We start from the raw sequence: 23776 nt of genomic DNA on the forward strand, positions 1-23776 counted from the left end.
GAAGTCATTTGTAATCGTGCAAAAAATAGACAAGTCAATTCGTCGGCTCAGACACCAGCTTGTCCAGCAACATGGCCAATCCGACTTCCTCGGCGCGCAGGCCTTTACGCATCCGCGGCCTGGGCAACTGCGCCAACGTACCCAGCACGAAGCCTTCGAGCACCGCCGGATGGATGTAGCACTTGCGGCACACCGCCGGTGTATTGCCTAGCTGTCGGGCGACGTTTTTCACCATCTCCACCACGTGCCGCTTCGCCTCCGATTCCGGTTGCCATTGCAACTCTCGCAGCACCGCAAGGGCGAGGGCGCTACCGGCCCAGGTGCGGTAGTCCTTGGCGGTGAAGTCGGCACCGGTCAGGGTTTGCAGGTAGGCGTTGACGTCGGACGAGGTAATGCTGTGTCGCTCGCCGTTTTCATCGAGGTACTGAAACAGGTTTTGTCCGGGGATTTCCTGGCAGCGCTTGATGATGCGTGCCAGTCGCCGGTCTTTCACGGTGATCTGATGTTCGACGCCACTCTTGCCACGAAACTGGAACAGGATCGCACTGCCGTTGATCTCGACATGCCGGTTGCGCAGCGTGGTCAGGCCGTAGGAGCGGTTGTCCCGGGCATATTGAGTGTTGCCGACGCGGATCAGTGTGGCATCGAGCAAGGTGATGACCGTGGCCATGACCTTGTCGCGGCTGAAGCCCGGTGCGGCCAACAGGGCCTCCAGCCGTTTGCGCAGTTTAGGCAAGGCCAGGCCGAAATCCCGCAGGCGCGAATACTTGTCCAGATCGCGAACTTCACGCCAGCGTGGGTGATAACGGTACTGTTTGCGACCCCGGGCATCACGGCCGGTGGCTTGCAGGTGCCCGCGCGGGTCGGCGCAGATCCACACGTCGGTGTAGGCCGGCGGCACCGCGAGCGCGTTGATGCGCCGGATCTCGTCCGGGTCGGTGATGCGTTGTCCCGCCGGATCGAAATAGCAGAACTTGCCGCGCTGTTTCTTGCGGCGGATTCCGGGTTGGGTGTCATCCACGTAGTGCAGGTCGGACGGCAGCGCATCGGGCATGGCGATTGTCCTTGGCGAGGAGTCAGGGGGCCGTTAAAGGCATTGACCCCGCGCCGCCTCAGTCGTGCCAATGCCTTTACGCGAGCACCGCCACGGCTTTGATCTGTGCCCAGAGTTGCTGGCCGGGACGGATGTTCAACTGGTCGCGGGAGAAGCGGGTGATACGCGCCAACAAAGGGGTTCCGGCCGCGTCGAGACGGATCAGTACATGGGCGGCATTGTCGGCGCCCATCTCGCTGACCACAGTGACCGGCAGGCGATTGAGAATGCTGCTGTGCTCGGCGCTGTGCAGGCTCAGGCTGACATCCCGTGCCTGAACCTTGCAGCGCAACGCCTGGCCCGTGGCCATCGGCGTGTGTGCCACGCGAATGTTCAAGGCCGTGTCGGGCAGTTGCAGGGTGAGCAATTGATAGTGGTTGTCATAGGCACAGACGCGCCCCTCAATCACCACGCCGGCGTCGTCGCCCAGCGCGAGTGGCAAGTCCAGGCGTGCCAGGGTTTGGCCGATCGGGCCGCTGGCCAGCGCCTTGCCGTTGCTGAGCAGGACGAGGTGGTCGGCCAGGCGCGCCACTTCATCCTGGGAGTGGCTGACATACAACACCGGGATGTCCAGTTCGTCGTGCAGCCGTTGCAGGTAGGGGAGGATTTCGCCTTTGCGCTGGGCGTCCAGCGCCGCCAGCGGTTCATCCATCAATAACAGTTTCGGGCTGGTGAGCAGGGCGCGGGCGATGCCGACTCGCTGGCGTTCCCCGCCCGACAGGTGTTGTGGATGGCGATCCAGCAGGTGGCCGATGCCCAAGAGCTCGGTTGCGTGGGCCATGTCGACCCGACGCTGTGGTTTCGGGATACGTTTGAGCCCGAACTCCAGGTTGGCCAGCACCGACAAATGCGTAAACAGGCTGGCCTCCTGAAAAACGTAACCCAGGGCTCGCTTGTGCGGCGCCACGAAAATCTTCCTTTCGCTGTCCTGCCAGACTTCATCGTTGACCTGGATAAAGCCTTGATCGGCTTTTTCCAGACCGGCGATGCAGCGCAGGCAGGTGGTCTTGCCGGAGCCGGAGTGGCCATACAGTGCCGTGACACCACGGCCGGGCAGTTGCAGGTCGACATCGAGGTGGAACCCCGGGTAGCTCAATTCCAGGCGCGTTTGAATCATCGATCAGCTCCAGCCCGCTTTGGTTTTACGGCTGGAGTACAGCGCCAGCAACACCGCAAAGGAGAACACCAGCATGGCGCCGGCCAGCCAATGGGCCTGGGCGTATTCCATGGCTTCGACGTGGTCGTAGATCTGCACCGAGACCACCCGGGTTTTATCGGGAATGTTGCCGCCGATCATCAGCACCACGCCGAATTCGCCGACCGTGTGGGCGAAGCCGAGGATGGCGGCGGTGATGAAGCCGGGGCGGGCCAGGGGCAGGGTCACGCTGAAGAAGCTGTCCCAGGGATTGGCGCGCAGGGTCGCGGCCACTTCCAGCGGGCGGGTGCCGATGGCGGAAAAAGCGTTTTGCAGGGGCTGGACCACAAACGGCATCGAGTACAGCACCGAACCGATGACCAACCCTGCAAAACTGAAGGTCAGGGTGCCCAGCCCCAGTGATTGGGTGAGTTGGCCGACAAAGCCGTTCGGGCCCAGCGCCAGCAACAGATAAAAGCCGATCACCGTGGGCGGCAGCACGAGGGGCAGGGCGACGATCGCCCCGACCGGGCCGCGCAGCCAGGATTGAGTGCGCGAGAGCCACAACGCAAGCGGAGTGCCGATCACCAGCAGGATGACGGTCGTCAGGGACGCCAGTTTCAGGGTCAGCCAGATGGCGGCAAAGTCGGCACTCGATAGCGTCATTTAGAGTTGGTAACCATAGGACTTGATGATGGCGGCGGCTTTCGGCCCTTTAAGGTAGTCAACCAGTGCCTTGGCAGCCGGATTGTCCTTGCCTTTGTTGAGGATCACCGCGTCTTGTTTGATCGGGTCATGCAGGTTGGCCGGAACGATCCAGGCCGAACCGCTGGTGATTTTACCGTCCTTGTAAATCTGCGACAGCGCGACAAAACCCAATTCGGCATTGCCCGTGGAGACAAACTGATAGGCCTGGGTGATGTTCTGGCCTTCAACGATCTTGTCCTTGACCTTGTCGGTCAGACCTTCCCAGGCCAGTACCTGGGTGGCCGCCAGGCCGTAGGGTGCGGTTTTGGGATTGGCAATGGACAGATGCTGGTATTGATTGTCGCTCAGGACCTTGCCCAGGGCGTCGACATAGCCTTCCTTGGCCGACCACAACGCGAGGGCGCCGACGGCGTAGGTAAAGCGCGAGCCCTTGACCGTGTCGCCTTCGTCTTCGAGTTTTTTCGGGGTGGTGTCGTCCGCCGAGAGGAACACTTCGAACGGCGCGCCATTCTTGATCTGGGTGTAGAACTGACCCGTCGCGCCGAAGGCGGTCACCAATTTGTGCCCGGTGTCCTTTTCGAAGTCCGCCGCGATGGCCTGGATCGGCGCGGTGAAGTTGGCCGCAACCGCCACCTGGACTTCGTCCGCCTGGGCGGCGCCAAGGGCGAACACAGCGAGAAGGCCGGTCAGGCAAGCAGGGGCGAAACGTGAGGCGCTAAGGGACATGAAACGGCTCCGTGGCAGGCATTACATAGGGGGGGGTAACGCTATATATAAGAATATATAGCGAAATGCCTGCAAACGGAATGAGGAGTACTCGGCTGGGGGGGAGGAGCTTGCCTGTGGCTGGGGAGCTTTTCTGTGGCAAGCCCCACAGATCTTGAGTTGACTTGAGGGATCGTCAGCGCCCAAGCAATTTCGCCAAGCCTTCTTCAGCAAGCCGCCGGGTCAACTCTGCCGTGGTCATTTCCACGCCCAAAGGGAACGCCTGTCCGGCCCAGAGATTGCTGAAATCCGCTTCGTCCTTCGCCCGCAAAGGCATCAATGCACCGCCAGCGAGGGGAAAGGCCGGTGCCTTGTCGCTCATCGGCCCCAGTTCACGCATGACCCGATTGAGGATGCCGCGCGCCGGGCGCCCGGTGAAAATGTTGGTGACGGCAGTCTCGCTCTCCCGGGCCGTACGCAACGCCTGGTGATGAGACGCACTGACCTTGGCTTGCGACGTAAACAGGTAGGCCGTACCCACTTGCACCGCCGAAGCGCCCAACATGAAGGCTGCCGCGACGCCTCGCGCGTCGGCAATGCCGCCAGCGGCAATCACGGGTACTTGCACCGCATCGACGACTTGCGGCACCAGGGCAAAGGTCCCGACCTGGCTGCTCAGGTCATCACTGAGAAACATCCCGCGATGTCCTCCCGCCTCGTAACCCATGGCGATGATCGCGTCGCAGCCATGTTGCTCGAGCCAGATGGCCTCTTCGACGGTGGTGGCCGACGACACCACCTTTGCGCCGGTGGCTTTGACCCGATCCAGCAGGGATTTTTCCGGCAGGCCGAAGTGGAAACTCACGACTTCGGGGCGAAACTCCTCGATCACATCACAGGCCGCGTGATCGAAGGGCGCGCGGTTGGACACCGGCGTCGGCGCATCAAAGTCGACGCCCAACTCCCGGTAGTAAGGTTCCAGCAGGTTTTTCCAGTCTTGTGCGCGTTGCTCATCGGCAGCCGGCGGCTGGTGGCAGAAGAAATTGACGTTGAACGGGCGCGAGCTGTGTTGACGAATGGTCGTCAGCTCGGCGCGCAATTGCTCGATGCTCAGCATGGCGGCGGGCATCGAGCCCAGGCCGCCGGCATTGCTTGCCGCAATCACCATGGACGACTGGGTGGCACCGGCCATGGGAGCTTGAATAACGGGCAGTTCGATCCCGAACAGATCAAGAATACGGGTGTCTGGCCATGGGCTCATTTTTGAGGTCTCCGACGTTGAAACCGGGCAGGGCGGTTCAAGCGGTTTTGTAGCAGCATTGACTGTCCCGAGGCCAGTCTTGTTTGACGCGGAATCAGCGACGGAACAGCCCGCCACCGGCGCCAAATGCGCGATGGGGCCGGCAGCAATTCGCGGCGGGTGGGGCCAGCGGACCTGACCACCGGAAAAAGCATCGCCGCGGGTCATGGAAAGGCCCCCAGGTTTTATCGGTTGGCTTAAAGTCGAATGCGGCATTTTTTTGCGATGTGGTATTTAATTCAGGCCACAACAAATAATCACACCAGGAGGCAGTCATGTTCCAAGGTATTTTGATCGAGAAAGACGACAGCGGTTACCGGGCCACGCTGCAGCAGATCCATGACGACCAATTGCCCGAGGGCGATGTGACTGTACGTGTCGCCTACAGCACGCTGAATTTCAAGGACGGCCTGGCGATCACTGGTAGCAGCCCGGTGGTGCGAAAATTCCCGATGGTGCCAGGGATCGATCTGGCGGGCACTGTCGAAGTCAGCGGGCATCCGGACCACAAGGTGGGTGACAACGTCCTGCTCAATGGCTGGGGGGTGGGTGAGGGGCATTGGGGCGGTCTGGCGCAGAAGGCACGCCTCAATGGCGACTGGCTGATTCCGCTGCCCAAGGCGTTTACCGCCGCCCAGGCGATGGCCATCGGCACGGCGGGCTACACGGCGATGCTGTGCATCCTCGCGCTGGAGCATAACGGTGTGACGCCCGGGCAAGGCGAAGTCCTGGTGACGGGCGCCAATGGCGGCGTAGGCAGTTTCGCTATCGCGCTGTTGAGCAAACTTGGTTACCGCGTGGTGGCGTCCACCGGCCGCATTTCGGAACACGACTACCTCAAGCAACTGGGGGCCAGCGAAATCATCGACCGCGCCACGCTGTCCGAGCCGGGCAAGCCTTTGGCGAAGGAGCGCTGGGCTGCGGTCATCGATTCGGTCGGCAGTCACACCCTGGCCAATGCCTGCGCCAGCACCAAGGCCAATGGTACGGTCGCTGCCTGTGGTCTGGCCCAGGGCATGGACTTCCCGGCCTCTGTCGCGCCGTTCATCTTGCGTGGCGTGACCCTGGCGGGCATCAACAGCGTGACGCAACCCAAAGCGAAGCGGGTCGAGGCGTGGAATCGTCTGGCCCGGGATCTGGACTTTGACCTGTTGCCACTGATCAGCCACGAAATCGGTTTGAGCGAAGCGATTGAAGCGGCGCCACGCTTGCTCGCCGGCCAACTGCGGGGCAGGGTTGTCGTCGACGTGAATCGCTGACAAACCAGCGATCCCGCCTGCGGCAGATCCCATACGGGCACGCGGCCACCGTGTTTACCGCTACTGCGCTTCCCGTTCCAGCAACTGCCGCTTGCGTTCCACGCCCCAGCGGTACCCCGACAGATTGCCATCGCTGCGCACCACGCGGTGGCAGGGAATCGCTACCGCCAGGCTGTTCGCGCCACAGGCTTGAGCCACCGCGCGAACGGCTTTTGGGGCGCCGATTTGCCGGGCGATATCGGCGTAGCTGGCCGTGCTGCCGACGGGAATATCCCGCAGGGCTTGCCAGACCCGCTCCTGAAACGCCGTGCCACGTACGTCCAGAGGCAAGTCGAGCCCCAGCGCCGGGGCCTCGATGAAACCCACAACCCTGGCGATCAATTGCTCGAAGTCGTGATCGGCACCGATCAGATTGGCCCGCCGGAACTTGTCCTGCAGATCGCAGACCAGTTGCTGCGGATCGTCCCCCAGCAGAATGGCGCAAACCCCGCGCTCACTCTGCGCCACCAGAATCGCGCCCAAGGAACATTGGCCCACGGCAAAACGGATGTCATTGTTCTGGCCGGCGGCGCGGTAATCCGTGGGTTTCATGCCCAGAAGTTGATCCGCCGTTTCATAAAAACGGCTGTTGGAGTTGAAGCCGGCGTCGTACAGCGCGTCGGTCACCGAACCGCCATCCGTCAAACGCTCGCGAACCCTGCGGGAACGATGGGCTGCGGCGTAGCCCCTGGGTGTCAGGCCGGTGACAGCCTTGAACACTCGATGAAAGTGAAAACTGCTCAGGCCCGCTGTCTCGGCCAGTTCGTCCAAGGCCGGGAGCGTTTCCGCGCTTTCGATCTGCCGGCAAGCGGCGGCCACGGTGGCGGCATGCTGCGCGGCCACGGCGCTTTGATCCTTCGCCGCGCGTTTGCTCGGACGGTAACCCGCTGCTTGTGCCTGTTCGGCCGTGTCGAAGAACTCGACATTCTGAGGTTTCGGCAAGCGCGCCAGGCTACTGGGATTGCAGTAGATGCCGGTGGTTTTCACGGCATAGACAAATTGCCCATCGGCTTGTGGGTCGCGAGCGACGACGGCGGCCCAGCGTGGGTCGAGTTCAGCGGTGTTTTTTGTCGTATGGCTTGTCATGGCTGGAAGTCCGTTGACCTGTTTACGGCAGATTAACCACGTCGGCGTGCCGTCACACTCCGGTGCTTGCGGTCAAATTCGACAGGTTCATCCCGCCGTGCGGAAGGTGAAGTTGATCCGCTGTTCGCCCAGCAGGGAATGCTGGCCTTCCTTGATCGGCAGGACACCGTGATAGCGCAAGCGATCAACGCCGCCCCAGACCACGACGTCACCGTGCAGCAACGGTACTCGCTGGCTTTTATCGCTGCGTTCAAAACCACCGAACAGGAACATTGCCGGTAACCCGAGCGATACCGAGACGATCGGCGCGGCGTAGGTGCTTTCGTTTTTGTCCTGATGCAAAGACATTTTCGCCCCCGGGAGGTATCGGTTGATCAGGCAGGAATCGGGGAGAAAGTTGCTGAATCCAGCCTCTTGCGCGGCGGCCTGAGCCAACTGCAAGAAAATCCCCGGCATGTCCGGCCACGGCTGGCCTGTCTGCGGATCGTGGCGCGTGTAGCGATAACCGCTGCGGTCGGTGGTCCAGCCCAAAGTGCCACAACTGCTCAGGGCGACCGACATGGTAAAACCACCCGGCGTAATCATCTGCCGAAACGGTGCCGCTGCCAGCACGGCCTCCAGTGCCGGCAGTAAACGCTCCAGCCAGGGCAGGGCAAAGCCCCTCAATACATATGACTGTTCGTCGATCTGCTCGCGCCGGGGTTGCTGCACGGGGTCCGCGTCGGCGAACAGATCAGGGGTGGTCGGCTTCATGGTGTTCATACTGCATCGTGGAAAATAATGCCTAGGGTATGCCGTTTTCCGCTGTGCAGGCGACTGACGCCGTGACGCATCGTCACCCGGTAGTCGCCGCGAGTACCTTTGACCGGCCGTTGACTGACCGCAAAGATCACGCCGTCTCCCTTCTTAAGATCTATAACCTGTGGGCGTGTTTGCATGCGTGGGCGCTGTTCGGTCAGCACGAACTCGCCGCCGGTGAAATCTTCCCCCGGTTCTGACAGCAAAATCGCCACTTGCAGCGGGAACACGTGTTCGCCGTAGAGGTCCTGATGCAAGCAGTTGTAGTCCTGGGGCCCATATTGCAGCAGTAATGGCGTCGGGCGTTGCTGGCCGGCAGCGTGGCAAAGGGCGAGGAAATCTTCATGGACCTGGGGAAAACGGTTCGGCAAACCCATCCGTTCGTGCCAGCGATTGGCAATCGGCACCAGTCGTGGATAGAGCGCCTGGCGCAATCGGGCGACGAGATCCGGTAACGGGTACCGGAAGTATTTGTACTCGCCACGGCCAAATCCGTGGCGAGCCATGATCACTTGCGAGCGAAAGGGCTCGGATCGAGGGTAGAGGTCGCTGATCGAGTCACAGGCATCTTGGCTCAACAGCGAGCGCAGGACGACGCAACCGTCCTGATCGAGTTGCTGTTCCACTCGCGCCCAGTCGATGGACATGGTTCCGACTCCTTGAATAAAGGTGAGACGGCCAGTCTAGGGGGCGGTGATGGCGCGAACACTCCGACACTTGCGGTCGAATTTTCAACGCCGGGAGCAGACATCCATACTGCCACTCCCCAGTGCGTTACAGCGCCTTGCTGACGCTGATATCGCTGATGACGTCGTCGCTCTGGCCATGAATGGCGTCCAGCGCGGCCTTGGCCTCTTCCGGGGTCCCGTGTTCGAGCTGGGCAAATTCGAAGCGACGCTCGCCGTTGAGCTTGTATTTGATGACGTATTTGGTCGTTTGGGCCACGGTCATACCTGTCTGTGTGCGGACTGGGGTGTCACTCAGCTCAATTTCGAGCTGGAGCGGCGGATGATCTTGATCGAGTGAGTCAGGGTCGGTTTGCGGGTCACGCTGATCGCCCGGCGGTTGACGGTGTCGATGGTGATGTTCCAGAAACCGGTGCTCGGCGCGGTGATGCGGGCCGGAAAGGTGTCGAACGCGCCACCGTGGTAGGTGTGACGGCCGCCATTCTTGAAGCTGCGGAAGTTGGCGTCGTTCATCAAGCGGATGTTGCACATTTGGGAGCATTGGATGACGACGATGTCGTCTTCATTGAGGTGCTCGCGCTGGTGGATAAATTTCATGGGCGCCTCCAGAAGGGCTTTTTCTACAAAATCAAAACGATAGCAATGGGCGATTGGCGCAGTTTATCAGCCCGCAGGCGTTATTATCGGGTCGTTGAGGTCCGATTTGGCAATAAAAAACCGATATCGGGCAATCCTTGGGCGTTAAATGCAGTATGCCTTGGAGAAAAACAGCGTCTGTGCTGTCGGAGGGTCTTTATTGGAGGTTTTATATGAAGTGGGGTGCGTGGGTCCTGCCGTTGTTTCTGGCAATCAGTGGGTGTGCAAGTGTCGCGGAGATCAGCGAGACACTGCCTACCATTAACGTGATTTCAGGCAAGAAGCCCCATGAGTACGCGCAATGCCTGAGCGAAAAGCTCGCCAGCAGCCGTGGTGCCTTGCAGATAGAAACGCATAAGGAGGACGTACGAGTCATCGTGCCGCAGAAGTTCTCGTCCGGACCGGCCGCCGTATTCGATATCGAACATCGTTCCGGCGGCAGCAGCATCAAGCTGCATGAGCGTATTTCCAATGTTCCCCTGCGCCCTCGGGATGTGCGCGATGCTGCCACCGAGTGCATTTCCGGCTGATACAATGCCAACGGTCAGCACCGATGCCGTCAAAGCAAGACTTTGGCGGCATTGTCATTTCTGGAGTCGAGCATGAAGCGAGAGCAAGTACGGGAGCGCCATTCAAAGGGGCAGGTCTCTGGCACCCACGTGATTCAGAACCCCGCAGATCCGGGCGAATGGATTGTTTTTTTCAAGAAAAGCGGAGGGCGCAGTTTTTTTCTGGTGGACGACAACGATGAAGTGGAATCCTTCAGTCGCCTCGACGACCTGATCGAAACGGTGCGGGGCCTGGGTATCAAGTTCGCCGAAATCCACATGTAAAGCCCGCACGCCTTACTTGCAGACCACCACCACGCTGCGATTCTTGTAGTTGCCGACGTCGACGCCCAGGGTTTTGTCGCTTTCCTTGGTGGCGGGCGTGCCATCGGTGCCCACAATCCGGTAACCGGTGCCGGCGCAGGAGGCGTCGGCCTTTTCGTAGCAGGTGGCCCAGGAGTTGGCTTCCCCGGAACAATCGATGGCCAGACCCTGTTCGCCGTTATTCAAGTACGTGGTTTGGGACGTCGCACAGCCACTCAGGGCCAGTACCGCGATCAGTGGCAAGAATTTAGTCATGTCGTTGTCGTCGTCAAAGAGGTGGGCAAAAGCTGTGACAGCGTCGGCAGCAAAAGGTTATAGCGATAGGCCACTTGTTGCCGATATTCATGAAAAAGCCCTGCGCAATGGCAGGGCTTGGGTGCCGATCAGTTCTTGTCCTTGCCGCGTCGCTTGGGCTCCGGGTGCTCCAGCTCCAGCACCGACGCCACTTCGATCGCCATGGCTTCGGTCGGAAAGGGTCCGGCAATATTCTCACCGGCGACACTGCCTACCCACCATTGTCCGTCCATTGCCTTGTTGATCAGGAAACCGTTGACGCTCTTTGCTGCCGACATCTATCTGCCTCGTTGGCTGGTTCAATGGCGCCATGATAACGCCAAATACACGCAGCGGGTGCGGATGGGCGTATGGTGGGCCGATTGCCCGTTCAGATGACAAACCGTGCAAGTCTGGCGGTGTCTGCTATCAATAACAGGCTGCTGAGCAATCTTCGGAGCTCCCGGTGGAACTATCCGCCGAAATATTTCTCTATGATGGCATCGGTTAGCCAGTGCGGGGCATTGTAAGGTGCTCTCCGCCTGATTAGACTGCGCCGAAACTCGTACACACAGCCCTTTCAAGGACTTTTATGATCAAGAAATGCTTGTTCCCAGCAGCCGGTTACGGTACTCGCTTCCTGCCAGCGACTAAAGCCATGCCCAAAGAAATGCTGCCGGTGGTAAACAAGCCACTGATCCAGTACGGCGTCGAAGAAGCTCTGGATGCCGGTTTGACCGAGATTTCCATCGTTACCGGTCGTGGCAAGCGCGCCCTGGAAGACCACTTCGACATCAGCTACGAGCTGGAAAACCAGATCAAGGGCACCGACAAGGAAAAATACCTGGTCGGTATCCGTCGCCTGTTGGATGAGTGCTCGTTCTCCTACACGCGCCAGACGGAAATGAAAGGTCTGGGCCATGCCATCCTGACCGGTCGCCCGCTGATCGGCGACGAACCGTTCGCCGTGGTGCTGGCGGATGACTTGTGCGTCAACCTGGAAGGTGACGGCGTACTCAAGCAGATGGTCAAGCTGTACAAGCAGTATCGCTGCACCATCGTCGCGATCATGGAAGTCGACCCGCAAGAAACCAGCAAATACGGTGTGATTGCAGGTGACCTGATTGGTGACGATCTGTACCGCGTGCGCAACATGGTCGAGAAGCCAAAACCGGAAGATGCCCCGTCGAACCTGGCGATCATCGGTCGTTACATCATGACGCCGGACATCTTCAGCCTGATCGAACAGACCGATCCAGGCAAAGGTGGCGAGATCCAGATCACTGACGCCCTGATGAAACAGGCGCAGGACGGTTGCGTGATTGCCTACAAGTTCAAGGGCAAGCGTTTCGACTGCGGTGGTGCCGAAGGTTACATCGACGCGACCAACTTCTGCTTCGAGAACTTCTACAAGACTGGCAAGGCTTACTGATAGCGCCTTTGCTGCTTGTACTGAAAAAGCCACCTTCGGGTGGCTTTTTCATTTTCTGGCCCTATATCGATAGCAGCGCTTGCCCAACCCATCGCGGCGGGTATGCTGGTGGCCTGCCGAGGAGATAGAAAATGGCCTACGATTTTGACCTTTATGTGATTGGTGCCGGTTCTGGCGGTGTGCGGGCGGCGCGATTTGCAGCCGGTTTCGGCGCGAAAGTGGCCGTGGCCGAGAGTCGCTACCTGGGTGGTACTTGTGTCAACGTCGGCTGCGTGCCGAAAAAATTGCTGGTCTACGGCGCGCACTTCGCCGAAGACTTCGAACAGGCTTCGGGTTTTGGCTGGAGTCTGGATGAAGCGCAGTTCGATTGGGCGACGCTGATCGCCAACAAGGACCGCGAGATCAATCGCCTGAACGGCATATACCGCAACCTGCTGGTCAACAGTGGCGTGACCTTGCATGAAGGTCACGCCACGATCGTCGACCCGCACACGGTCGAGATCAATGGCGAGCGCCACAGTGCCAAGCACATCCTGATCGCCACCGGCGGCTGGCCGCAGATTCCGCAGATTCCGGGGCACGAACACGCGATCAGCTCCAACCAGGCGTTTTTCCTCAAAGAGCTGCCCAAGCGTGTGCTGGTAGTGGGTGGTGGTTACATCGCCGTCGAATTTGCCGGGATCTTCCACGGCCTCGGCGCGAAAACCACGCTGCTGTATCGCGGCGAACTGTTCCTGCGCGGTTTCGACGGTTCGGTGCGCAAGCATTTGCAGGAGGAGCTGACCAAGCGCGGCATGGACCTGCAATTCAATGCCGACATCGAGCGCATCGATAAACAGGCCGATGGCAGCCTGAAGGTGACGCTCAAGGACGGCCGTCAACTGGAGGCTGACTGTGTGTTCTACGCCACCGGCCGGCGTCCGATGCTGGATAACCTGGGGCTGGAAAACACCGGGGTGAAACTCGACAAGAAAGGTTTCGTGGAGGTGGATGAGCAGTACCAGACCGCTGAGCCGTCGATTCTGGCGCTCGGTGATGTGATCGGTCGCGTACAGCTGACCCCCGTGGCACTGGCCGAGGGCATGGCAGTGGCCCGTCGTCTGTTCAAGCCTGAGCAGTATCGTCCGGTGGATTACAAAATGATCCCGACGGCGGTGTTCAGCTTGCCGAACATTGGCACCGTCGGTTTGACCGAGGAAGAAGCGCGCGACGCGGGGTACGATGTGGTGATCTTCGAGAGCCGTTTCCGGCCGATGAAGCTGACCCTGACTGAGTGCCAGGAGCGTACGTTGATGAAGCTGGTGGTGGATGCCGCGACCGACAAGGTGCTGGGCTGCCACATGGTCGGTCCAGAGGCGGGTGAGATCGTCCAGTGCCTGGCGATTGCCTTGAAGGCTGGCGCCACCAAGCGCCACTTCGACGAGACCATCGGCGTGCACCCGACGGCCGCCGAAGAGTTTGTCACCATGCGCACGCCGGTTACCGGCTAATCGTCCTTGGCGGTGTCTGGCGCTGTCGCAACGGCAGCCGCCAGACGCTCGCTTTCTTCCAATTCTGCCTGTGCCTTGATCAATTCGATTTCCAGCGACTTGTTGATCTGCAGCTGTTCATCGACGTTCTGTTTCAGTGACTGACTTTCCAGCAGGGCGACGCGAAGGCGTTCCTGGAGGAGGGTGCGTTCGCCGTCAACGCGATTGGCCTGTTCCAGTAACTGATCCTGGCGACTGTTGCTCTGCTTGAGCTGCTCTTGCAGCGAACTTAGCTCGCGCAGGGTTCCCCGGTTTTCGGTCAGCAAGCGTTCGTTGTCGCGGTGCAACTGGGTGATTTCATCCTGGCGCACCAACGCGCTCTGCTGGGCCTGGCGCAACTCCATCTGCAACTGCTGCACCTGGCTTTCATGGCGGCTGTGTTCCTGTTCGCGCTGCTCCTTGACGGCGTTGCGGTAGTGCTCCAGCGCGTCTCGGGCATGCAGGTGTTTCTCTTCGAGCGAGCGGATCTGCTCGTCCTTGTCTTGCAAGCGCAATTCGAAATCTGCCAGTGCCTGATTCAATCCGGCATTGCGGGTTTGTTCGGTCTGCAGCATGGAGCGGGTGCTGTGCAGGGCCTCGGATTCCTGAGCCAGTGCCAGGCTCTGGAGTTCGTAGTGTTGCTGCAATTGCGTATTGGCCAGCTCGGCCTCGTGCAGCCGGGTTTCCAGGTCCTTGCGTTGCTGTTCGAACTGCTCGCGGGCCTGGTCGATGGGTTCTTGTGCCTGTTCCTTCAGGCGTTGCGCCAGTCGTGACACCAGGGCCAGCAACTCATCGTCGATAGGCTCCGGCGCTTCCGTGTCATCAGGTTGAGTGCCTTCCCCCAGTTCTTTCAGGTAGCGATGGATCGTGGTTTTCGAGCCTGTATTACCCATCTCGATCCGTACTGCATCGATGCTCGGGTTTTCGCCACGGGCGAGGATCGCCAGACGCGCGGCTTGAACCACTGCTTTGTTAACGCCGCCACGGGCCATGATTACTCCTGCGATTTTGATGTGTGGTACGTAATGCCATATTACGCATTGTACCATCGAATATTAAAAGATAAATACAGGCGACGAATGACACGGGATATACTGGTATTACCCCGTGTGATCATCGGAAAACCGGTGTTTCACCTGTAAAAGCGGTACGCATTCGAGAGTTGGACCCATGAGTGAGCTGGATCGTTACCTGCAAGCGGCGACGCGCGACAACACCCGCCGTAGCTATCGCGCAGCCATCGAACACTTCGAAGTCAGTTGGGGCGGGTTCCTGCCGGCAACGGGCGACAGCGTGGCGCGGTATCTGGTGGCCCATGCTGGCGTGTTGTCGATCAATACCCTGAAGTTGCGGTTGTCGGCGCTGGCCCAGTGGCACAACAGTCAGGGGTTCGCCGACCCGACCAAGGCGCCTGTGGTGCGCAAAGTGTTCAAGGGGATTCGTGCGCTGCATCCGGCTCAGGAGAAACAGGCCGAGCCGCTGCAACTGCAGCACCTTGAGCAAGTCATCGGCTGGCTGGAGCAAGAGGCGCAAACGGCCAGGGCCGAGGGTGATCGTCCGGGGTTGCTCCGCGCCCGGCGAGACACCGCGTTGATTTTGCTCGGCTTCTGGCGTGGCTTCCGTAGTGATGAGTTGTGTCGCCTGCAGGTCGAGCACGTGCAGGCCAGCGCCGGTTCGGGTATCAGCTTGTACTTGCCGCGCAGCAAGAGTGACCGTGAAAACCTCGGCCGGACCTACCAGACGCCGGCATTGCAGCGGTTATGCCCGGTGCAGGCCTACATCGACTGGATCGGTGAAGCGGCATTGGTCCGTGGTCCGGTGTTTCGCGGCATCGACCGCTGGGGGCATCTGAGCGAGGAGGGCTTGCACGCCAACAGCGTCATTCCCCTGCTGCGCCAGGCATTGGGGCGTGCGGGCCTTGCGGCCGAGCACTACACCAGTCACTCGTTGCGCCGCGGCTTTGCCTCGTGGGCACATCAGAGTGGCTGGGACTTGAAGTCGTTGATGAGCTATGTGGGCTGGAAGGACATGAAGTCCGCCATGCGTTACATCGAAGCCAGTCCGTTCCTGGGCATGGCCCGCCTCTCGGAGAAACCACTGGAGCCGTAAATTCGGTTTTCTTCTATTAATAAGGTTGGCTAATAGCGAAAGCCAATCAGCGGCATGAGGTTTGCCAATGAGCCAACCGTCCGTCGAGTGAGTAAAGTTCTCCCCATCAACTTCTTAACCCCGATGGAGAGTCAACGATGCCTATCATCAACAGCCAAGTTAAACCGTTCCAAGCGACCGCCTACAAAAACGGCGACTTCGTACAAGTCTCGGACGCTGACCTGAAAGGCAAGTGGTCTGTCGTTTTCTTCTACCCGGCTGACTTCACTTTCGTTTGCCCAACCGAGCTGGAAGACCTGGCTGACAACTACGATGCCTTCCAGAAGCTGGGCGTCGAGATCTACAGCGTTTCCACTGACACTCATTTCGCCCACGCTGCCTGGCACAACACGTCGCCAGCGATCGGCAAAATCCAGTACACCATGATCGGCGACCCGACCCACGCCATCTCCCGCAACTTCGACGTGCTGATCGAAGAAGCGGGTCTGGCTGACCGTGGCACCTTCGTGATCAACCCTGAAGGCCAGATCAAGATCGTCGAGCTGAACGACGGTGGTGTAGGCCGCGACGCTTCCGAACTGCTGCGCAAAATCAAGGCTGCCCAGTACGTCGCTGCTCACCCTGGCCAGGTTTGCCCTGCCAAGTGGAAAGAAGGCGAGGCCACTCTGGCGCCGTCCCTGGACCTGGTCGGCAAGATCTAAGTCTGTGACGCGCTTCATCAGGGCGGACTTCCGCACCTTCTAAGCAAGCTGCACCGCCCAATAAAAACGCCCGGGCGAGATTCGCTCGGGCGTTTTTTTATGCCAGTAAACACAAAGGAAATCGCCCGTATGTTGGACGCCAATCTTAAAACCCAGTTGAAATCGTACCTGGAACGGGTCACCCAGCCGATCGAGATCGTTGCCTCCCTCGACGACGGTGCGAAATCCCGGGAAATGCTCGAACTGTTGAAAGACGTTGCCAGTCTTTCCACCCAGATTACCTTGCTCGACAACGGTGACGATGCACGCAAGCCATCGTTCTCGATCAATCGCCCGGGCGCCGATATCAGCCTGCGTTTCGCCGGCATCCCGATGGGCCATGAATTCACTTCGCTGGTGCTGGCCTTGCTGCAAGTCGGTGGCCACCCCCCGAAGGCCAGTGTCGAAGTGATCGAACAGATCCGCTCGCTCAAGGGCGAGTTCAACTTCGAGACTTACTTCTCGCTGTCCTGCCAAAACTGCCCGGACGTGGTCCAGGCGCTGAACCTGATGGCGGTGCTGAACCCGAACATCCGTCACGTCGCCATCGACGGCGCGCTGTTCCAGGCTGAAGTCGATGAGCGCCAGATCATGGCGGTGCCCAGCATCTACCTCAACGGTGTGAACTTCGGCCAGGGGCGCATGGGCCTGGAAGAAATCCTCGCCAAGATCGACACCAGCGGCATTGAGCGGCAAGCCGAGAAGATCAGCGCCAAGGAAGCCTTTGATGTGCTGGTGGTCGGCGGTGGCCCGGCCGGTGCTTCGGCGGCGATCTACGCAGCCCGCAAAGGCATTCGTACCGGTGTGGCGGCGGAGCGTTTTGGTGGGCAGGTGCTGGACACCATGGCCATCGAAAACTTCATCTCCGTGCAGGAAACCGAAGGACCGAAACTGGCGGTAGCGCTGGAAGAACACGTCAAGCAGTACGACGTGGACATCATGAACCTGCAGCGCGCCGACAAGTTGCTACCCGGCAAGGACGGTGAGCTGCACGAAGTGCACTTCGCCAGCGGTGCGAAGCTCAAAGCCAAAACCGTGATCCTGGCGACCGGTGCGCGCTGGCGCGAAATGAACGTGCCGGGTGAGCAGCAATATCGCAACAAAGGCGTGGCGTACTGCCCGCACTGCGACGGCCCGCTGTTCAAGGGCAAGCGTGTGGCGGTGATTGGTGGCGGTAACTCGGGTGTCGAAGCGGCTATCGACCTGGCGGGTATCGTCTCCCACGTGACGCTGCTGGAGTTCGACGTGCAGCTGCGCGCCGATGCGGTCTTGCAACGCAAGCTGCACAGCCTGCCCAACGTGACCGTGATCACTCATGCGCAAACCACTGAAGTCACCGGCGACGGTCAGAAAGTCAATGGCCTGCACTACAAGGATCGCAAGAGCGATGAGCTGCGGACCGTGGAGCTGGAGGGGATCTTCGTGCAGATCGGTCTGCTGCCCAACACCGATTGGCTCAAGGGCACCATCGAGTTGTCGCCGCGTGGCGAGATCATCGTCGATGCCCGTGGCGAGACCTCGGTACCGGGCATATTCGCCGCTGGCGACGTGACCACCGTGCCGTACAAGCAGATCGTGATTGCCGTGGGCGAGGGCGCCAAGGCTTCCCTGAGTGCGTTTGATCACTTGATTCGCACGTCGGCTCCGGCGTAAACGGTAGTCGCCGAAACGAAAAAACCCATGAGCAATCATGGGTTTTTTATGCCTGACGCATAACCAATGTGGGAGCGAGCCTGCTCGCGAAAGCGATGTGCCATTCAACGAAGATGTTGACTGATCGGACGCCTTCGCGAGCAGGCTCGCTCCTACAGGTTTTCTATGCAGTCAGTTACAGCGGCGCAGGCTGAATGATCTCGACCCAATAGGCATCCGGGTCCTTGATGAACGCCAGGCTTTTCATGCGACCGTCATTCAGGCGCTTCTGGAAATCGCAGCCCAGCGCTTCGAAGCGCTCGCACGCGGCCACGATGTCCGGCACCGAAATGCAGATGTGGCCAAAGCCACGTGGGTCGGTGTTGCCATTGTGATAGGCGAAGTCCGGGTCGTTCTCGGTGCCGTGGTTGTGGGTCAGTTCGAGAATGCCGGGGATCGATTTCATCCACTCGGTGCGTGCGGCGGCGTCGGCCGGGATCTGGCTCTTGTCGACCAGTGCGAGGAAATACAGGCTGAATTCCGCTTCCGGGAAGTCGCGTTTTTCCACCAGTGAGAAACCGAGGATGCGCGTGTAGAAGTCCAGGGATTTGGTGATGTCCTTGACCCGCAGCATGGTGTGGTTGAACACGAATTTCTGGGTCGCGGTATCAGGCTGCGCGGTCACGCCGGGGAAGCTGTTCAGTTCTTGCAGGCTCATGGGCCCTCCGGAAAACAAGTGGGGCTGAAGAATGGCGACAATGATACGCAAGGGCTCTGACATCACCAAACCAAAACCGTCGGCTATTGCCTGGCGGCCGGTCGAAGCTCAGACTTCCGGCCACAATTGGCGAGTGTTCATTGCAATGATTCGATTCGGTAAAATGTTGTTCCTCTTGATGGGTGTGCTGTCAACGGTCGCCATGGCTCAGGCCGATGCGCCGGTCATGCCCTGGCCAGCCGGCTGGCAAATCGAAGACGTGCCGCAAGGTGACGGCAAAGCGGATGTCAGTCGCCAGCGCGCAGTGAAAAACAATCAGGCTGGCGAGCCGGTCATGGTGATGGAACTGACCATGACCCAGGTGGAAACCGGTCATCAGGTCAATCTGGAAGCTGTGCTGCTGGAGATGCGCAAGTCCGTGCAGAAAGGCTTTTATCAGAGTGGCTATCAAAGTGCGTGCAGCCGGATTCATGCGACAACCTTGAGTCGATTACCGGCTTTGGAAACGACTTGCACCATCACGCAAAACGGTCGTCATGTGCTCTCGCAAACATTGGTCGCTGCGGTGGACGCCGATAAAGCCTACGTTCTTTCCTATGCGGGGCAGGCTGACGCTTATAAAGCGAGCCAGGATGAAATAGAGGCGGCACGTAACGGCTTGAAGCTTTAGTTGAAGACTTCAATAAACGCGGTTTTCAGTACGTGCACAAATGTTTAGATACCCAAAGGGATTAAGCATAAAGTTGATCGGCAAGTAGAGAGTTGAGCGACCCTCGTTGCTGAATTTAGAGGGTGTTCATGAAAAAGCCCTGCATTCGCAGGGCTTTTTGTCTCGGCGCGAGTGCTTAGCCGCGCAACCAGGAATCAACGGTCGAGGCACCGTATTGTTCCTTCCAGGCTTTCAAGCCGCGGTGGTTGCCACCCTTGGTTTCAATCAGTTCACCGGTGTGCGGGTTCTGATAGACCTTGACCACGCGAGCGCGACGGGTTTTAGGTGCTACGGCCTGTTGCAGACCGGATTTTGCCGGGTTCGGATCGAGAATGGCGATGATGTCGCGCAGGCTCTTGCCGTAGGTTTTCATCAGTCCTTGAAGCTTTTCTTCGAATTCGATTTCTTTCTTGAGCCCGGCATCGTTCTTCAGGGATTCAAGCTGCTTGAGCTGTTCTTGAAGGGCCTTTTCAGCGGCACGAAATTCAGCGAGTCTGGACAATATCTTTACTCCAATAGTGTGTTTGGCTGATACCAACCGCAAACAAAGCTATAAGCCAAAAGCCTTGAAGCGACCCGGTGATAACGGCTCACCCGCCAAATTACGGCAGGCATGAAAAATTGTAGTAGTTAATTGCTCAAGAGTAAATCATGTCTTTTCTGTCATGTAACAAGAGTTGTTTTTTGATTCAAATGGGTGCACGGCAACGTTACCACATCGCTTAAAGCCGCTAGTTAATGGTCGCTTAATGCACTAATGAACTCGACGCCAGGCATCGGCCTGCCGTACAGATAGCCTTGTAGAAAGTTAACGTTATGAGCGGTCAGGTAATCACTTTGCTGCTGGGTCTCCACACCTTCGGCAACCATTGCCAGGCCGAGTTTGATCGCCAGTTCGATGATGCTGTCCAGAATATGGCTGGAAAGGGTATCGATGCCGATCATGGCGACGAAACTCTGGTCGATCTTCAGGTAGTCCACGTTGAATTGACGCAGATAGCCGAGACTGGAGTGACCGGTGCCGAAGTCGTCGATGGCGATCTTTACGCCCAGATCACGAAGTTGGTCGAACAGTTGATGAGTGATGGCTGTCGGTTCGATCAATTCGCGTTCGGTCAATTCCAGTACCAGGTGCACGGAGCCGGGGGCGAAAGCCTCGAGAAACTCACGGCAATCCTTGACCAGGTCAAGGCCCTGGCAATGGCTGGCGGTGATGTTGATGCCGATATGAAACGGTTCCTTGAACGATGCCGACAGCGGCGCGAGCAACGTGGCGGTCTGTTGCATCAAAGATCGGGTCATTGGCACGATCAGCCCGGAGTGTTCGGCAAACGGAATAAACAGGTCGGGCCGCACCAGGCCTTCTTTTGGGTGGTTCCAGCGCATCAGCACTTCAATACCGGACAACTTTTTACTGTCGCCATGCACGACCGCCTGGAAATACGGGACGAACTCCGCCGCATCCAGCGCACGTTGCATTTCATGAGTCGGTGATGACGTACGCTTCTGTAGAAAATGCCCGAGCGATCCGGAAATCACGCCGAAAAAGATCAACAAACTGAACAGCGGGGGATACTGGCTGCGCATGTAACGCCAGGTTTCACCTTTGGGAAATCCGGCCGTCACACTGAAACCATACCGTGACGAGCCGAGATTGCTTTGTGCAGTTGGCATGGCGGGTGGCGCGTCTTCATGAAACTGACCATCGGCCGTCAACCAATTGGGCCCGACCTGCAGTACCAGCAATGTCTGGCGACCAATCAGGCGCAACACGTTACTCAGGTGATAACCGTCCAGTGTGCTCATCGCGCCCTGTTTGCCTTTGCCGAGGCGATACACCAACAGCGCGGTATCAGGGGTGACAGGGTTGCCCTTCATCAACAGTAACCGGCCTTGGCTGAAGTCCCCGGCAGCGAGCTTCTCGTGATAGTCGCCGAACAAAGAACTGCAATAAATGGCATCGTCCCATATCAGGATGGTCGAGCGTACGAAGGGGCGTCGCGTGACTTGTTCGCGCAGGGCCAGATTGACGTCGATACAACTTTGCCCGGCCAGTGGCAATAATTCCCGGGCAGCCTGGGCGGTGTTGTCGAGCATGAGGTCGAACTGGCGAATGGCCTCTTCGGCGGTTTGTTGAGCACTTTGTTCGAGCGCCCGTCCAGCCTGGATATAGAGGATGGCGGTGCCCAACAAGACCGGAAGCAATCCGCTCAGCAGAGTGACGGCCATCCTGATGCGGCGTGTGCGGGTTTTGGCTCTCAGTGGCATTCAAGAAACCTGTAGCGATGAAAGGGCTCTCAAATGCTGGCAGGGCGAAACGCCTCCCATGAAGAGTTCGGGTACGAGCCATGATAGTTGGCCCTTGTCACTTGTGCCGCTCACCGGTTACTCAGCCGCTCGGCGAGTTTGATGAAAGCCAGCGTCGCCGGTGACGCCTGGCGGCGGTCGAGTACCGCCAGGCCGACCTGCCGCGCCACCGGTGGCGACAGCGGTTTTTTAACATGGCGATTGTCACCGTGCTCGGGCAGCGAACCCTCGGCGACCACGGTCAAACCGTCGCCGCGTCCAACCGTATCCAGCGTGCTCAGCAATTGCGAGCAACGATAGCGGATATTGGGGGTCAGGCGCGCGGCATTGAACAGGCGAGAAACCAGCTCCGAAGAGCCAGCCTCGGTCAGTACAAAAGGGTCATCGCACAGCTCGCTCAGGCTGACGCTGTTGCGGGTTGCCAAAGGATGGCCAGCCGAGAGCAGCGCAACCATTTGATCTTCGACCAGCGCAACGGTGTCGAAACGCTCTTGCGGCAGCACCACGAAACCGACATCGATTCGCCGTTCTTCCAGCCACTGGATCACCTGACGGTCCGGACCTTCGTCGATATGGATCTCAATGCCAGGGTGCTCGGCGCGGTAGTGGCGCAGGATATCGGGCAACAGTTTGATCGAAGACGTGGGCCCGAACGAGCCGATACGCAACGTGCCGCGCTTCATCCCACGGGCATCCGCCGCTTCCTGGCGCAACGTATTGGCCAGGCCCAGCATGGCACGGGCGCGCAGCAGCAGTTGCTGGCCGATGTCACTCACCTCCACCGTTGACTGATGGCGGTGCAACAACTCGACCCCCAATTCCTGTTCCAGCGACTTGAGGGCATGGGAAACCGCGGATTGGGAGATCCCCAAGCGATGGGCTGCCGCCGTGAAGCCGCGCAGTTCGGCGACGAGGGAGAAAATCTCCAGTTGGGTAAGGGTCATGAGTATTTACTCATTTTACGATGACTTGGCATTAGTCGAATCATACGCCATACCGCCCATCACCCGTTCCGGAGACGTATGACTACTCATGAGAAATACCTGCCAAGCCCGACGGATACGCCGGTTTATTTGAAACTGGCGGCGGTCACCATGATCTGGGGCGGTACCTTCGTGGCCGGGCGGTTTCTGGCTGATAGCCTGAGCCCTTTGTTTGCCGCCAGCTTGCGCTTCCTGCTGGCGAGCACATCACTATTACTGTTCTTGTTGATGTCCCGCATCCCATTGGCCCGACCCAGTCCAGGGCAATGGCTGCAGCTGGCACTGCTGGGCTTTTGCGGGATCTTTTTCTACAACCTGTGCTTCTTTTATGGCCTGCACTACATCAATGCTTCGCGAGCATCGTTGATCGTGGCCTTGAACCCTGCCGTTATCGGATTGGCCTCTTGGCTGCTATTCAAGGAGCGTCTGGGCCGGGCGAAGATTGCCGGCATTGCGATCTGTATCGTCGGCGCGTGCCTGGTCATCGTCAGCCGCCATCCGCAACTCTTGGCCGGCAAGGCCGATGCCTGGATCGGCGATCTGCTGATTTTCGGCTGCGTGCTCGGTTGGGGCGTGTATTCGCTGTTTTCCAAGGCGCTGAATCAAAGCCTGGGCCCATTGCAAACGGTGACCTGGTCAATTCTGCTGGGCACATTGATGCTGTGGATTGCCAGCGCCATCCGAGGCGAGTTGAGTGTGGCCGCGCTTGTCCAGCTTGGCCCTCAACAGTGGTTGAGTCTGATGTACCTGGGCGTCTTTGGCTCGGCTCTGGCCTATATCGGCTATTACGACGGCATTCGCAAAATCGGTGCGACCCGTTCCGGGGTGTTCATCGCTTTGAACCCGTTGACGGCCGTGATCCTCGGGGCGCTGCTGTTGGGTGAGCAACTGACACTGGCCATGTGCCTGGGAGGAGGGCTGATCCTGACCGGGATTTTCCTGTGCAATAAACCCCTTGCGCGTGCAGGGAAAAAGGGGATTTGATACAGAAGGCGGACAAACTGATTTACGCTGTGTAGAATCAGGTTACGCATACAAGAATAAACGA

27 protein-coding genes are annotated in these 23776 nt (G+C 59.0%); 10 read left to right on the forward strand and 17 right to left on the reverse strand.

Going from position 1 to position 23776, the window contains the following annotated elements:
- Nucleotides 1–34: 34 nt before the first annotated feature.
- The 5 genes from ACX3YF_RS23380 to ACX3YF_RS23400 form a co-directional block, all read right to left on the reverse strand.
- Nucleotides 35–1054, reverse strand: coding sequence for a DNA topoisomerase IB (locus ACX3YF_RS23380; protein ID WP_458974389.1), 1020 nt, complete (start codon nt 1052–1054; stop codon nt 35–37).
- Between the two features lie 76 nt (nt 1055–1130).
- Nucleotides 1131–2210 carry a molybdenum ABC transporter ATP-binding protein gene (modC, locus tag ACX3YF_RS23385; RefSeq protein WP_130208084.1) on the reverse strand — a complete coding sequence of 360 codons (1080 nt, stop codon included), beginning with the start codon at nt 2208–2210 and terminating at the stop codon, nt 1131–1133.
- 3 nt (nt 2211–2213) lie between these two features.
- On the reverse strand, nt 2214–2894 hold the full coding sequence (modB, locus tag ACX3YF_RS23390) for a molybdate ABC transporter permease subunit (protein ID WP_458974390.1): 681 nt from the start codon (nt 2892–2894) through the stop codon (nt 2214–2216).
- Nucleotides 2895–3662: a molybdate ABC transporter substrate-binding protein gene (gene modA, locus ACX3YF_RS23395; protein WP_458974391.1), complete on the reverse strand. Its 768-nt coding sequence runs from the start codon at nt 3660–3662 to the stop codon at nt 2895–2897.
- A 175-nt stretch (nt 3663–3837) separates the two neighbouring features.
- A complete protein-coding gene (locus ACX3YF_RS23400; protein ID WP_198131773.1) occupies nt 3838–4902 on the reverse strand; it encodes an NAD(P)H-dependent flavin oxidoreductase in 1065 nt (354 codons plus the stop codon).
- A gap of 314 nt (nt 4903–5216) precedes the next feature.
- Here ACX3YF_RS23400 and acuI point away from each other — a divergent pair, with 314 nt between their 5' ends.
- On the forward strand, nt 5217–6200 hold the full coding sequence (gene acuI / locus ACX3YF_RS23405) for an acrylyl-CoA reductase (NADPH) (RefSeq protein WP_458974392.1): 984 nt from the start codon (nt 5217–5219) through the stop codon (nt 6198–6200).
- A 60-nt stretch (nt 6201–6260) separates the two neighbouring features.
- On the opposite strand, the gene ada is transcribed toward acuI, so the two are convergent.
- The 5 genes from ada to ACX3YF_RS23430 all read right to left on the reverse strand — a co-directional run bounded on the left by ada (nt 6261) and on the right by ACX3YF_RS23430 (nt 9406).
- Nucleotides 6261–7325, reverse strand: coding sequence for a bifunctional DNA-binding transcriptional regulator/O6-methylguanine-DNA methyltransferase Ada (gene ada, locus ACX3YF_RS23410; RefSeq protein WP_288099550.1), 1065 nt, complete (start codon nt 7323–7325; stop codon nt 6261–6263).
- A gap of 87 nt (nt 7326–7412) precedes the next feature.
- Nucleotides 7413–8078: a DNA oxidative demethylase AlkB gene (alkB, locus tag ACX3YF_RS23415; protein ID WP_458974862.1), complete on the reverse strand. Its 666-nt coding sequence runs from the start codon at nt 8076–8078 to the stop codon at nt 7413–7415.
- A 5-nt stretch (nt 8079–8083) separates the two neighbouring features.
- Nucleotides 8084–8770 carry a 2OG-Fe(II) oxygenase gene (locus tag ACX3YF_RS23420; protein ID WP_198131775.1) on the reverse strand — a complete coding sequence of 229 codons (687 nt, stop codon included), beginning with the start codon at nt 8768–8770 and terminating at the stop codon, nt 8084–8086.
- 127 nt (nt 8771–8897) lie between these two features.
- Nucleotides 8898–9068, reverse strand: coding sequence for a hypothetical protein (locus ACX3YF_RS23425; RefSeq protein ID WP_189340466.1), 171 nt, complete (start codon nt 9066–9068; stop codon nt 8898–8900).
- A 35-nt stretch (nt 9069–9103) separates the two neighbouring features.
- The gene (locus ACX3YF_RS23430) at nt 9104–9406 is read right to left on the reverse strand and encodes a DUF1883 domain-containing protein (RefSeq protein ID WP_057400164.1); all 303 of its coding nucleotides are present in this window, start codon (nt 9404–9406) and stop codon (nt 9104–9106) included.
- 212 nt (nt 9407–9618) lie between these two features.
- On the opposite strand from ACX3YF_RS23430, the gene ACX3YF_RS23435 reads away from it, so the two are divergent.
- Together ACX3YF_RS23435 and ACX3YF_RS23440 are read left to right on the forward strand one after the other, a co-directional pair.
- Entirely contained in the window at nt 9619–9975 is a 357-nt protein-coding gene (locus ACX3YF_RS23435; RefSeq protein ID WP_130210250.1) for a hypothetical protein, read from the forward strand.
- Nucleotides 9976–10047: 72 nt separating this feature from the next.
- The gene (locus ACX3YF_RS23440; RefSeq protein ID WP_047529438.1) at nt 10048–10278 is read left to right on the forward strand and encodes a hypothetical protein; all 231 of its coding nucleotides are present in this window, start codon (nt 10048–10050) and stop codon (nt 10276–10278) included.
- Between the two features lie 12 nt (nt 10279–10290).
- Here ACX3YF_RS23440 and ACX3YF_RS23445 read toward each other — a convergent pair whose 3' ends face one another.
- Both ACX3YF_RS23445 and ACX3YF_RS23450 read right to left on the reverse strand, forming a co-directional pair.
- Nucleotides 10291–10572 (reverse strand): hypothetical protein, encoded by a 282-nt coding sequence (locus ACX3YF_RS23445; protein ID WP_047529436.1) that lies wholly within the window; start codon nt 10570–10572, stop codon nt 10291–10293.
- A gap of 128 nt (nt 10573–10700) precedes the next feature.
- Nucleotides 10701–10889, reverse strand: a complete 189-nt coding sequence (locus ACX3YF_RS23450) for a hypothetical protein (RefSeq protein ID WP_130210252.1) — start codon at nt 10887–10889, stop codon at nt 10701–10703.
- A 293-nt stretch (nt 10890–11182) separates the two neighbouring features.
- Here ACX3YF_RS23450 and galU point away from each other — a divergent pair, with 293 nt between their 5' ends.
- Both galU and gorA read left to right on the forward strand, forming a co-directional pair.
- Nucleotides 11183–12022 carry a UTP--glucose-1-phosphate uridylyltransferase GalU gene (gene galU, locus ACX3YF_RS23455; RefSeq protein ID WP_047529432.1) on the forward strand — a complete coding sequence of 280 codons (840 nt, stop codon included), beginning with the start codon at nt 11183–11185 and terminating at the stop codon, nt 12020–12022.
- A 131-nt stretch (nt 12023–12153) separates the two neighbouring features.
- On the forward strand, nt 12154–13512 hold the full coding sequence (gene gorA, locus ACX3YF_RS23460) for a glutathione-disulfide reductase (RefSeq protein ID WP_198131776.1): 1359 nt from the start codon (nt 12154–12156) through the stop codon (nt 13510–13512).
- On the opposite strand, the gene ACX3YF_RS23465 is transcribed toward gorA, so the two are convergent.
- Nucleotides 13509–14522 (reverse strand): DNA-binding protein, encoded by a 1014-nt coding sequence (locus tag ACX3YF_RS23465; protein ID WP_130210256.1) that lies wholly within the window; start codon nt 14520–14522, stop codon nt 13509–13511. The two genes, gorA and ACX3YF_RS23465, sit on opposite strands and share 4 nt — an antisense overlap.
- Before the next feature lie 178 nt (nt 14523–14700).
- Between ACX3YF_RS23465 and ACX3YF_RS23470 the strand changes: the two genes are divergently transcribed.
- The 3 genes from ACX3YF_RS23470 to ahpF all read left to right on the forward strand — a co-directional run bounded on the left by ACX3YF_RS23470 (nt 14701) and on the right by ahpF (nt 18032).
- Nucleotides 14701–15639, forward strand: coding sequence for a site-specific integrase (locus ACX3YF_RS23470; protein ID WP_448646639.1), 939 nt, complete (start codon nt 14701–14703; stop codon nt 15637–15639).
- A gap of 137 nt (nt 15640–15776) precedes the next feature.
- Nucleotides 15777–16340: an alkyl hydroperoxide reductase subunit C gene (gene ahpC, locus ACX3YF_RS23475; RefSeq protein ID WP_130210260.1), complete on the forward strand. Its 564-nt coding sequence runs from the start codon at nt 15777–15779 to the stop codon at nt 16338–16340.
- A gap of 129 nt (nt 16341–16469) precedes the next feature.
- Nucleotides 16470–18032, forward strand: coding sequence for an alkyl hydroperoxide reductase subunit F (ahpF, locus tag ACX3YF_RS23480; protein WP_458974393.1), 1563 nt, complete (start codon nt 16470–16472; stop codon nt 18030–18032).
- Between the two features lie 175 nt (nt 18033–18207).
- On the opposite strand, the gene gloA is transcribed toward ahpF, so the two are convergent.
- Nucleotides 18208–18729, reverse strand: coding sequence for a lactoylglutathione lyase (gene gloA, locus ACX3YF_RS23485; protein ID WP_448646637.1), 522 nt, complete (start codon nt 18727–18729; stop codon nt 18208–18210).
- A gap of 145 nt (nt 18730–18874) precedes the next feature.
- Between gloA and ACX3YF_RS23490 the strand changes: the two genes are divergently transcribed.
- Nucleotides 18875–19399, forward strand: a complete 525-nt coding sequence (locus tag ACX3YF_RS23490; protein ID WP_458974863.1) for a DUF4946 domain-containing protein — start codon at nt 18875–18877, stop codon at nt 19397–19399.
- 175 nt (nt 19400–19574) lie between these two features.
- Here ACX3YF_RS23490 and ACX3YF_RS23495 read toward each other — a convergent pair whose 3' ends face one another.
- From ACX3YF_RS23495 to ACX3YF_RS23505, 3 genes are all read right to left on the reverse strand, one after another.
- A complete protein-coding gene (locus ACX3YF_RS23495; RefSeq protein ID WP_047529417.1) occupies nt 19575–19940 on the reverse strand; it encodes a histone-like nucleoid-structuring protein, MvaT/MvaU family in 366 nt (121 codons plus the stop codon).
- A gap of 233 nt (nt 19941–20173) precedes the next feature.
- The gene (locus ACX3YF_RS23500; protein WP_458945116.1) at nt 20174–21706 is read right to left on the reverse strand and encodes an EAL domain-containing protein; all 1533 of its coding nucleotides are present in this window, start codon (nt 21704–21706) and stop codon (nt 20174–20176) included.
- A 110-nt stretch (nt 21707–21816) separates the two neighbouring features.
- Nucleotides 21817–22689 (reverse strand): LysR family transcriptional regulator, encoded by an 873-nt coding sequence (locus ACX3YF_RS23505; RefSeq protein WP_130210268.1) that lies wholly within the window; start codon nt 22687–22689, stop codon nt 21817–21819.
- A gap of 78 nt (nt 22690–22767) precedes the next feature.
- Between ACX3YF_RS23505 and ACX3YF_RS23510 the strand changes: the two genes are divergently transcribed.
- Complete coding sequence (locus ACX3YF_RS23510; RefSeq protein WP_130210270.1) at nt 22768–23712, forward strand: DMT family transporter; 945 nt, start codon at nt 22768–22770, stop codon at nt 23710–23712.
- Nucleotides 23713–23776: the final 64 nt, after the last annotated feature.

This window comes from Pseudomonas fluorescens group sp. PF-69 (genome assembly GCF_054481235.1).

Bases quoted from the DNA above. Each gene is read 5' to 3' on its own strand.
- ACX3YF_RS23380 (WP_458974389.1), bottom strand. From the start codon at position 1,054: ATGCCCGATGCGCTGCCGTCCGACCTGCACTACGTGGATGACACCCAA.
- modC (WP_130208084.1), bottom strand. From the start codon at position 2,210: ATGATTCAAACGCGCCTGGAATTGAGCTACCCGGGGTTCCACCTCGAT.
- modB (WP_458974390.1), bottom strand. From the start codon at position 2,894: ATGACGCTATCGAGTGCCGACTTTGCCGCCATCTGGCTGACCCTGAAA.
- modA (WP_458974391.1), bottom strand. From the start codon at position 3,662: ATGTCCCTTAGCGCCTCACGTTTCGCCCCTGCTTGCCTGACCGGCCTT.
- ACX3YF_RS23400 (WP_198131773.1), bottom strand. From the start codon at position 4,902: ATGAGCCCATGGCCAGACACCCGTATTCTTGATCTGTTCGGGATCGAA.
- acuI (WP_458974392.1), top strand. From the start codon at position 5,217: ATGTTCCAAGGTATTTTGATCGAGAAAGACGACAGCGGTTACCGGGCC.
- ada (WP_288099550.1), bottom strand. From the start codon at position 7,325: ATGACAAGCCATACGACAAAAAACACCGCTGAACTCGACCCACGCTGG.
- alkB (WP_458974862.1), bottom strand. From the start codon at position 8,078: ATGAAGCCGACCACCCCTGATCTGTTCGCCGACGCGGACCCCGTGCAG.
- ACX3YF_RS23420 (WP_198131775.1), bottom strand. From the start codon at position 8,770: ATGTCCATCGACTGGGCGCGAGTGGAACAGCAACTCGATCAGGACGGT.
- ACX3YF_RS23430 (WP_057400164.1), bottom strand. From the start codon at position 9,406: ATGAAATTTATCCACCAGCGCGAGCACCTCAATGAAGACGACATCGTC.
- ACX3YF_RS23435 (WP_130210250.1), top strand. From the start codon at position 9,619: ATGAAGTGGGGTGCGTGGGTCCTGCCGTTGTTTCTGGCAATCAGTGGG.
- ACX3YF_RS23440 (WP_047529438.1), top strand. From the start codon at position 10,048: ATGAAGCGAGAGCAAGTACGGGAGCGCCATTCAAAGGGGCAGGTCTCT.
- ACX3YF_RS23445 (WP_047529436.1), bottom strand. From the start codon at position 10,572: ATGACTAAATTCTTGCCACTGATCGCGGTACTGGCCCTGAGTGGCTGT.
- ACX3YF_RS23450 (WP_130210252.1), bottom strand. From the start codon at position 10,889: ATGTCGGCAGCAAAGAGCGTCAACGGTTTCCTGATCAACAAGGCAATG.
- galU (WP_047529432.1), top strand. From the start codon at position 11,183: ATGATCAAGAAATGCTTGTTCCCAGCAGCCGGTTACGGTACTCGCTTC.
- gorA (WP_198131776.1), top strand. From the start codon at position 12,154: ATGGCCTACGATTTTGACCTTTATGTGATTGGTGCCGGTTCTGGCGGT.
- ACX3YF_RS23465 (WP_130210256.1), bottom strand. From the start codon at position 14,522: ATGGCCCGTGGCGGCGTTAACAAAGCAGTGGTTCAAGCCGCGCGTCTG.
- ACX3YF_RS23470 (WP_448646639.1), top strand. From the start codon at position 14,701: ATGAGTGAGCTGGATCGTTACCTGCAAGCGGCGACGCGCGACAACACC.
- ahpC (WP_130210260.1), top strand. From the start codon at position 15,777: ATGCCTATCATCAACAGCCAAGTTAAACCGTTCCAAGCGACCGCCTAC.
- ahpF (WP_458974393.1), top strand. From the start codon at position 16,470: ATGTTGGACGCCAATCTTAAAACCCAGTTGAAATCGTACCTGGAACGG.
- gloA (WP_448646637.1), bottom strand. From the start codon at position 18,729: ATGAGCCTGCAAGAACTGAACAGCTTCCCCGGCGTGACCGCGCAGCCT.
- ACX3YF_RS23490 (WP_458974863.1), top strand. From the start codon at position 18,875: ATGATTCGATTCGGTAAAATGTTGTTCCTCTTGATGGGTGTGCTGTCA.
- ACX3YF_RS23500 (WP_458945116.1), bottom strand. From the start codon at position 21,706: ATGCCACTGAGAGCCAAAACCCGCACACGCCGCATCAGGATGGCCGTC.
- ACX3YF_RS23505 (WP_130210268.1), bottom strand. From the start codon at position 22,689: ATGACCCTTACCCAACTGGAGATTTTCTCCCTCGTCGCCGAACTGCGC.
- ACX3YF_RS23510 (WP_130210270.1), top strand. From the start codon at position 22,768: ATGACTACTCATGAGAAATACCTGCCAAGCCCGACGGATACGCCGGTT.